Raw genomic sequence first — 7,656 nt, 5'->3', positions numbered from 1 at the left:
GATCCGCTCGGGCAGCCCCTCGGCGCCCCAGTCCTCGGAGGCGGCGTACACCGCGGTGGGCACGACCACGGCCCTCAGGTAGGCGAACAGCGGCCGCAGGGCGTGCTCCAGCACCAGCGAGTGCCGTGCCGATCCCCCGGTCGCCGCGATCAGCACCGGCTTGCCCGCGAGCGCGTCCTTGTCCAGCACGTCGAAGAAGGACTTGAACAGCCCGCTGTACGACGCGCTGAACACCGGCGTGACCACGATCAGCCCGTCGGCCCCGGCCACCGCGTCCTGCGCGGCGGCGAGCGCCTTGCCCGGGAAACCGCTGGTGAACCGGTGCGCGATCTCGACGGCGAGGTCGCGCACCTCGACCACCCGGACGTCCACCGGCGTGTGCCCGTGGACGGCGGCGGCCAGCCGGTCGGCCAGCAGCCGGGTGGAGGACGGGACGCCCAGTCCCGCCGATACGACGACGAGCTTCATACGAGGGCCTCCTTGCGCGCGGCGGCGGTCAGCGACTGGTGGGTGGGGGCCTCCGGCACACTCGCCGGACGGTTCTTCGCGAACTCCTTCCGCAGCACGGGGACGACCTCCTCGCCGAGCATGTCGAGCTGTTCCAGGACGGTCTTCAGCGGCAGGCCCGCGTGGTCCATCAGGAACAGCTGGCGCTGGTAGTCGCCGGCGTACTCGCGGAAGGAGAGCGTCTTCTCGATCACCTGCTGCGGGGAGCCCACGGTGAGCGGGGTCTGCTCGGTGAAGTCCTCCAGCGAGGGCCCGTGGCCGTAGACCGGGGCGTTGTCGAAGTACGGGCGGAACTCCCGTACCGCGTCCTGGGAGTTCTTCCGCATGAACACCTGGCCGCCCAGTCCGACGATCGCCTGCTCCGGGGTGCCGTGCCCGTGGTGGGCGTAGCGCTGGCGGTACAGCTCGATCATGCGCCTGGTGTGGTCGGCGGGCCAGAAGATGTGGTTGTGGAAGAAGCCGTCGCCGTAGTACGCGGCCTGCTCGGCGATCTCCGGGGAGCGGATGGAGCCGTGCCAGACGAACGGCGGGACCCCGTCCAGCGGGCGGGGTGTGGACGTGAAGCCCTGGAGCGGGGTGCGGAACCTGCCCTCCCAGTCGACGACGTCCTCGCGCCACAGCCGGCGCAGCAGGGCGTAGTTCTCGACGGCGAGGTTGATGCCCTGCCGGATGTCCTGGCCGAACCACGGGTACACCGGCCCGGTGTTGCCCCGGCCCATCATCAGGTCCACCCGGCCGCCGGCCAGGTGCTGGAGCATCGCGTAGTCCTCGGCGATCTTCACCGGGTCGTTGGTGGTGATCAGGGTGGTGGAGGTGGACAGGATCAGCTTCTCGGTGCGGGCGGCGATGTAGCCGAGCATCGTGGTCGGGGACGACGGCACGAACGGCGGGTTGTGGTGCTCACCGGTGGCGAAGACGTCCAGTCCGACCTCCTCCGCCTTCAGCGCGATGGCGACCATCGCCTTGATCCGCTCGCCCTCGGTCGGGGTCCGCCCGGTGGTCGGGTCGGTGGTCACGTCCCCGACGGTGAAGATCCCGAACTGCATGGCCGCCTCCATTTGGTTGACCGTTCAACTACACCCGCCCCAACGGCCGGCCGGCCCCGGGTATTCCTCACCGCTCCCGGAAGGCGCGGGCCGTCCCCGTGACCGGCGGCACGGCCCGTCAGGACGCCGTGTGCGAAGCTGCCCGCATGCCGGTCCTCCGCTCCGCCGCCCTGTTCGTCGTCGCCGCGCTGTTCGAGATCGGCGGCGCCTGGCTGGTCTGGCAGGGCGTACGGGAGCACCGGGGCCCGCTGTGGATCACCGGGGGCATCCTCGCGCTCGGCGCGTACGGCTTCGTCGCCACCTTCCAGCCCGACGCCCACTTCGGCCGCATCCTCGCCGCCTACGGCGGGATCTTCGTGGCCGGCTCGATCCTGTGGGGCGTGGTCGCCGACGGCTACCGGCCCGACCGCTGGGACATCGCCGGCGCGCTGGTCTGCCTGGCCGGGATGGCGATCATCATGTGGGCACCCCGGAACGGCGGCTGAGGCCTCACTTACGCTGGACGCAACCGTCCCGACGCCGCACCAGGAGCCGCCATGGCCACCGCCGCCCCGTCCGCCGCCTCCCGCATCGCCGTCGTCACCGGCGCGAGCAGTGGCATCGGCGCCGCCACGGCCCGGCAGCTCGCCGCGGCCGGCTACCGCGTCGTCCTCACCGCCCGCCGCAAGGACCGCGTCGAGGCCCTCGCCGAGGAGCTGACCAAGGCCGGGCACTCGGCGGTGGCCTACCAGCTCGACGTGACCGACCGCGCGGCCGTGGACGAGTTCGCCTCCGCCTTCAAGACGATCGGCGTCCTGGTGAACAACGCGGGCGGCGCCCTCGGCGCGGACCCGGTGGCCACCGGCGACCCGGCCCACTGGCGCTCGATGTACGAGACGAACGTCATCGGCACGCTGAACGTGACGCAGGCGCTGCTGCCGAAGCTCGAGGCGAGCGGCGACGGCGTGGTCGTGGTCGTCTCCTCCACCGCCGGCCACGGCACCTACGAGGGCGGCGCCGGCTATGTCGCCGCCAAGCACGGCGAGCACGTGCTCGCCGAGACCCTGCGCCTGGAGATCGTCGGCCGGCCGGTCCGGGTCGTCGAGATCGCGCCCGGCATGGTCCGCACGGAGGAGTTCGCGCTGACCCGCTTCGGCGGCGACACGGACAAGGCCGCCAAGGTGTACGAGGGCGTCGCCGAGCCCCTCACCGCCGACGACGTGGCCGAGACGATCACCTGGGCGGTGACCCGCCCCAGCCACGTCAACATCGACCTGCTGGTGGTGCGCCCGCGCGCCCAGGCGTCCAACACCAAGGTGCACCGGGAGCAGCGGTGACCGAGGGCGCGCCCCCGGCGGACGGTTCGGAGCAGTCCCCGGAGCAGCGCCGGCTGGCCCAGGAGACGAAGGACGAACGCCAGGTCTGGTACTTCCTGGCCTACTTCCTCTTCGGCATCCACTTCGTGGCGTTCGTCATGATCTACGCCGTGCGGCACGCGAAGTAGGATCCGGGACACTCCTGCCTATAGTCGGTCGGATGACGAACTCGGTCGACCGCCGGACGCAGGCGGCCCAGAAGCGCCGGCGGCTCGCCGCGGCGGCGGCCCGCGTCCTGCACGAGCAGGGCGTCGAGCGCACCACCCTCGCCGACATCGCGCGCGAGGCCGGCGTGCCCACCGGGAACGTCTACTACTACTTCAAGACCAAGGACGACCTGGTCCGGGCCGCGCTGGGCGAGCAGCGCGACCGGCTGGACGAACTCATCGCCGGTCTGGACCGGCTGCCCACCCCGCGCGAGCGCCTCGAGGCCCTGGTCGGGACCTGGGCGGCCCGGCGCGAGACCACCGCCCGGCACGGCTGCCCCACCGGCACCCTGGCCGCCGAACTCGGCAAACGCGCCGACGGCACACTGGCCGCCGAGGCCGGCGCGGTGCTCCGCCGCCTCCTGGACTGGACCGCCGCCCAGTTCCGCGCCTGGGGCGTCCCCGACCCCGACGGCCACGCCCTCGCCCTGGTCTCGGCCCACCAGGGCATGTCCGCCCTGACCCACGCCCTGCGCGACCCGTCCGTCACGACCCGCGAGACCACCCGCCTGCTGCACTGGCTGGACTCGCTCGGGGCCGATCCCGGTGTCAGCCCTTGACGCAGACGACCTGCTTCAGCTTGGCCACCACCTGGACCAGGTCCTGCTGCTGGTCGATGACCTGGTCGATCGACTTGTAGGCGCCCGGGATCTCGTCCACGACACCGGAGTCCTTGCGGCACTCCACACCCCGGGTCTGCTCCTCCAGGTCCTTGGTGGAGAAGCGCCGCTTGGCCGCGTTCCGGCTCATCCGGCGGCCGGCGCCGTGCGAGGCCGAGTTGAACGCCAGCTCGTTGCCGAGGCCGCGCACGATGTACGAGCCCGTGCCCATCGAGCCGGGGATGATGCCGTACTCCCCGGACCCGGCACGGATCGCGCCCTTGCGGGTGACGAGCAGGTCCACGCCGTCGTACCGCTCCTGCGCCACGTAGTTGTGGTGGCAGGAGATCTCCGGCTCGAAGACCGGCTTGGCCTTCTTGAACTCCTTGCGGACCACGTCCTTCAGGAGCGCCATCATGAGCATGCGGTTGTACTTGGCGTACTCCTGCGCCCAGAACAGGTCGTTTCGGTAGGCCGCCATCTGCGGGGTGTCCGCGACGAAGACGGCGAGGTCGCGGTCGACCAGGCCCTGGTTGTGCGGCAGCTTCTGGGCGACGCCGATGTGGTGCTCGGCGAGTTCCTTGCCGATGTTGCGGGAGCCGGAGTGGAGCATGAGCCACACGGCACCGTCCGTGTCGGTGCACACCTCGATGAAGTGGTTTCCACTGCCGAGCGTTCCCATCTGCTTCCAGGCACGTTCCTGACGGAACCTGACCGCTTCCGCGACCCCGTCGAACCTCCCCCAGAAGTCCTCCCACCCGGCCGTGGCCAGCCCGTGGAAGCCCCGGGGCTCGACCGGGTCGTCGTGCATCCCCCGGCCCACCGGGATCGCCCGCTCGATCCCCGACCGCAGCCGGGACAGGTCCCCGGGCAGGTCGTTCGCGGTCAGGGAGGTCTTGACCGCGGACATCCCGCAGCCGATGTCGACGCCCACCGCCGCCGGGCACACCGCGTCCCGCATCGCGATGACCGAGCCGACCGTCGCGCCCTTGCCGTAGTGCACGTCCGGCATCACGGCCAGGCCCTCGATCCACGGCAGGGTCGCCACGTTCTGGAGCTGGCGCAGGGCCACGTCCTCGACCGTCGCCGGGTCCGTCCACATCCGGATCGGCACCTTGGCGCCCGGTATCTCCACGTACGACATGTCTTCCTCTTTCCCCCGGGAAACAGCAACAAAAGACTTGAAAGCAGCAAAACGCAAAAGAGGCGCCAAGGTCGGCGAAAGGGGCGAGGGACCGGCGGCCACGGCAGTGCGTGCGATACACATTGTCTGCAGGGGGCGCCCCGCCGCGGCAAGCGAATAACCGGCGGGGACACTGGAGCACCGAGAGCCCACACACCGTCGAGAGGAGCCCGACCGTGCAGCGGAAGGCCTATGCAACCGGCACCGCCGCCCTCCTCGCGGCGCTGCTGACCGGCTGCACGAGCGGCTCCGGGGACGCCGGGCCGGAGGACAACGCCAACCCGGGCGACACCGGCCGGCCGGTCGTCGCCGCGCAGCCCGGCAAGTACCGCACGCTCCCCGAGCCCTGCGGCGCGGTCGGTCACGACGCCCTGGACACGCTGCTGCCCGGCATCCAGCGGATCACCGACCCCGTCCAGCGGGACCGCGCCTACCAGGGCGAGGCCGAGCTGACCTACGACACCGACCGCAAGGTGGGCTGCCGCTGGAAGGTCGAGTCGGCCGACGTCACCGACCGTCTCTCGGTCGACTTCGAACGCGTGGTGTCGTACGACAACACGGTCAGCGACGACGACCAGGCGCAGCGGCTCTTCCAGGAGAAGCAGGCCGCCGCCGACCTGCCCGCGCCGAGCGGCGACACGGCACCGCCCGCGGCCCCCACGCCGACGGCGTCCGCGAAGGGCTCCCCGAGCGGCAGCGCGTCCTCACCCGCGAAGGACCCGTCCGCGGCGAACCCGTCCGCCAACTCCCCGTCGTCCTCGGCCGCTTCCGGCTCCACCTCGGCCACGCCGTCCGACTCCGCCGACTCCGCCGCGGACCTCCAGCCCCGCACCCTGTCCGACCTCGGCGACGAGGCGTATCTGGACGACCAGCTGAGCACCTCGGGCCCGACCGCCGAACAGCGCACGGTGACTGTGGTGTTCCGCACGTCCAACGTCGTCGTCACCCTCGAGTACGAGGAGCAGCCGACGGCCACCGGAACGGTCCCGGACAGCAAGGAAATGCAGGACAGGGCCCGTGATCTGGCCGCCCGGCTGGACGACGCGCTCGGCGGCTGACCGCCCGGCCGGCCCCGCCGCCCGGCGCGCGAACGGGAACCGCACGGCTTCCGTACCGCGTACCGTGGCCCCGCAGGAACCCGCACGAACACCGAGCGTCATGAGTGAAGGAACCATGCAGCGAGCAGCCCAGCGAGACGACCGTGCCCAGCGACACCAGCGAGCCAAGCGCCTGCGCCACGCGCTTGTCTGCGCGGCAGCCGTGCCCGCGGTCCTGATCACCGCCGGCTGCTCCTCGGACTCCGGTGACTCCAAGCCCAAGGCCGGCGAGAGCGCCGGTGCGACGGCGAGCGGCGGCAGCACCAAGCCGTCCGCGAGCGCGTCGCCGACCGTGCGGCCCGCCGCGTACGCGAAGCTGCCCGACCCGTGCACCGTGCTGTCGCAGAAGACCCTGGGCGACCTGGTCCCCAAGGCGTCGAAGTCGGGCAAGAAGGGCGGCTCGGACGAGCCGTCGTCGCGGGCCTCCTGCGCCTGGGACAGCCTGGCCAACAACGGCGTGAAGGGTTCGCAGTTCCGCTGGCTGAACATCTCCCTGCTGCGCTTCGACTCGGACGTCACGCGGGGCCCCGCCGACGAGCAGGCGCACGCGTACTTCAGCCGGCAGGTGAAGGACGCCCAGTCGGTGGACGGCGCCAAGGACACCAAGATGGTGCCGCTGTCCGGGACCGGCGCGGAGGCGGCGGCGGTGCGCTACGACCTGAAGAAGAAGGAAGGCCTCTTCAAGCAGCAGACGGTCGTCGCCCGGGTGGAGAACGTCGTGGTCACCCTGGACTACAACGGCGCCGGTCTCGCGGGCGAGAAGACGCCGGACGCCGACGACCTGACGAAGGACGCCGAGAAGGCGCTGAAGGAGGCCGTGGCGTCGGTGTCCAAGGCCAACGGCGCGGCCGGCGAGCCGGGTTCGCAGCCGTCGGACTCCGCTTCCGGGACGCCCTCGAAGCCGTCCTCGCCGAGCGCGTCCGCGTCCGAGGCGGCCGGCGCGAAGGCCTGACCGTACCGGCGCAGTGGGTGACCGGTACAACGTTCGCCGTACACGTGTGCCACCCTGTTGCGCGCAACAACACGCAACGGGAGGGGAGTACGAGTGGCCGCGTCACCGCAGCTGACTCGGATGCACCGCGTTCTCATCGGCGTGGTCGTGACCGGTGCGCTGATCATCGCCGGTATCGGCTTCGCCGGTTCGTACGCGGCCGTCCGTGAGCTGGCCGTCAAGAAGGGCTTCGGGAACTTCTCCTATGTGTTCCCGGTGGGCATCGACGCGGGCATCTGTGTCCTCCTCGCCCTCGATCTGCTGCTGACCTGGATCCGGATCCCCTTCCCGCTGCTGCGCCAGACGGCGTGGCTGCTGACGGCGGCGACGATCGCGTTCAACGGCGCCGCCGCCTGGCCGGACCCGCTGGGCGTGGGCATGCACGCGGTGATCCCGGTGCTGTTCGTGGTGGCGGTCGAGGCGGCCCGGCACGCGGTGGGCCGCATCGCCGACATCACGGCGGACAAGCACATGGAGGGCGTCCGCCTCACCCGCTGGCTGCTCTCGCCGCTGCCGACGTTCCTGCTGTGGCGCCGCATGAAGCTGTGGGAGCTGCGCTCCTACGACCAGGTCATCAAGCTGGAGCAGGAACGTCTCGTCTACCAGGCCCGGCTGCGCTCCCGCTTCGGCCGCGCCTGGCGCCGCAAGGCCCCGGTGGAGTCCCTGATGCCG

10 protein-coding genes are annotated in these 7,656 nt (G+C 71.5%); 7 read left to right on the top strand and 3 right to left on the bottom strand.

The window, feature by feature from the left end:
* Together H5J33_RS16990 and H5J33_RS16985 are read right to left on the bottom strand one after the other, a co-directional pair.
* A partial coding sequence (locus H5J33_RS16990; RefSeq protein WP_181795756.1) for a CE1759 family FMN reductase occupies positions 1-468 on the bottom strand: 468 nt, incomplete at its 3' end.
* The gene (locus tag H5J33_RS16985) at positions 465-1,553 is read right to left on the bottom strand and encodes an LLM class flavin-dependent oxidoreductase (RefSeq protein WP_181795755.1); all 1,089 of its coding nucleotides are present in this window, start codon (positions 1,551-1,553) and stop codon (positions 465-467) included. The genes H5J33_RS16990 and H5J33_RS16985, both read right to left, overlap by 4 nt.
* Positions 1,554-1,699: 146 nt before the next feature.
* Here H5J33_RS16985 and H5J33_RS16980 point away from each other — a divergent pair, with 146 nt between their 5' ends.
* From H5J33_RS16980 to H5J33_RS16965, 4 genes are read left to right on the top strand one after another with little or no spacing between them, the layout of a single operon-like run.
* On the top strand, positions 1,700-2,038 hold the full coding sequence (locus H5J33_RS16980; RefSeq protein WP_181795754.1) for a YnfA family protein: 339 nt from the start codon (positions 1,700-1,702) through the stop codon (positions 2,036-2,038).
* A gap of 51 nt (positions 2,039-2,089) precedes the next feature.
* Positions 2,090-2,869 (top strand): SDR family NAD(P)-dependent oxidoreductase, encoded by a 780-nt coding sequence (locus H5J33_RS16975; protein ID WP_181795753.1) that lies wholly within the window; start codon positions 2,090-2,092, stop codon positions 2,867-2,869.
* Positions 2,866-3,036 carry a hypothetical protein gene (locus H5J33_RS16970; protein ID WP_181795752.1) on the top strand — a complete coding sequence of 57 codons (171 nt, stop codon included), beginning with the start codon at positions 2,866-2,868 and terminating at the stop codon, positions 3,034-3,036. Before H5J33_RS16975 ends, H5J33_RS16970 begins: the two co-directional genes overlap by 4 nt.
* Positions 3,037-3,068: 32 nt before the next feature.
* Positions 3,069-3,674 carry a TetR/AcrR family transcriptional regulator gene (locus tag H5J33_RS16965; protein ID WP_181795751.1) on the top strand — a complete coding sequence of 202 codons (606 nt, stop codon included), beginning with the start codon at positions 3,069-3,071 and terminating at the stop codon, positions 3,672-3,674.
* On the opposite strand, the gene H5J33_RS16960 is transcribed toward H5J33_RS16965, so the two are convergent.
* The gene (locus H5J33_RS16960) at positions 3,664-4,857 is read right to left on the bottom strand and encodes an RtcB family protein (protein WP_181795750.1); all 1,194 of its coding nucleotides are present in this window, start codon (positions 4,855-4,857) and stop codon (positions 3,664-3,666) included. The genes H5J33_RS16965 and H5J33_RS16960 overlap by 11 nt on opposite strands.
* A 215-nt stretch (positions 4,858-5,072) precedes the next feature.
* Here H5J33_RS16960 and H5J33_RS16955 point away from each other — a divergent pair, with 215 nt between their 5' ends.
* The 3 genes from H5J33_RS16955 to H5J33_RS16945 form a co-directional block, all read left to right on the top strand.
* Positions 5,073-5,954, top strand: a complete 882-nt coding sequence (locus tag H5J33_RS16955) for a DUF3558 domain-containing protein (RefSeq protein WP_181795749.1) — start codon at positions 5,073-5,075, stop codon at positions 5,952-5,954.
* A 115-nt stretch (positions 5,955-6,069) separates the two neighbouring features.
* The gene (locus tag H5J33_RS16950) at positions 6,070-6,945 is read left to right on the top strand and encodes a DUF3558 domain-containing protein (protein WP_258565167.1); all 876 of its coding nucleotides are present in this window, start codon (positions 6,070-6,072) and stop codon (positions 6,943-6,945) included.
* Between the two features lie 93 nt (positions 6,946-7,038).
* Positions 7,039-7,656: DUF2637 domain-containing protein (locus H5J33_RS16945; protein ID WP_181795747.1), on the top strand; the 618-nt coding region annotated here is incomplete at its 3' end.

This window comes from Streptomyces sp. WELS2 (assembly GCF_013870595.1).
Lineage (GTDB): Bacteria > Actinomycetota > Actinomycetes > Streptomycetales > Streptomycetaceae > Streptomyces.
The sequence above is the reverse complement of the archived record's forward strand: the minus strand, read 5'-3'. Positions and strand labels throughout refer to the sequence as shown.

Coding starts and splice junctions, on each gene's coding strand:
- H5J33_RS16985 (WP_181795755.1), bottom strand. CDS start 1,553: ATGCAGTTCGGGATCTTCACCGTCGGGGACGTGACCACCGACCCGACC.
- H5J33_RS16980 (WP_181795754.1), top strand. CDS start 1,700: ATGCCGGTCCTCCGCTCCGCCGCCCTGTTCGTCGTCGCCGCGCTGTTC.
- H5J33_RS16975 (WP_181795753.1), top strand. CDS start 2,090: ATGGCCACCGCCGCCCCGTCCGCCGCCTCCCGCATCGCCGTCGTCACC.
- H5J33_RS16965 (WP_181795751.1), top strand. CDS start 3,069: ATGACGAACTCGGTCGACCGCCGGACGCAGGCGGCCCAGAAGCGCCGG.
- H5J33_RS16960 (WP_181795750.1), bottom strand. CDS start 4,857: ATGTCGTACGTGGAGATACCGGGCGCCAAGGTGCCGATCCGGATGTGG.
- H5J33_RS16950 (WP_258565167.1), top strand. CDS start 6,070: ATGCAGCGAGCAGCCCAGCGAGACGACCGTGCCCAGCGACACCAGCGA.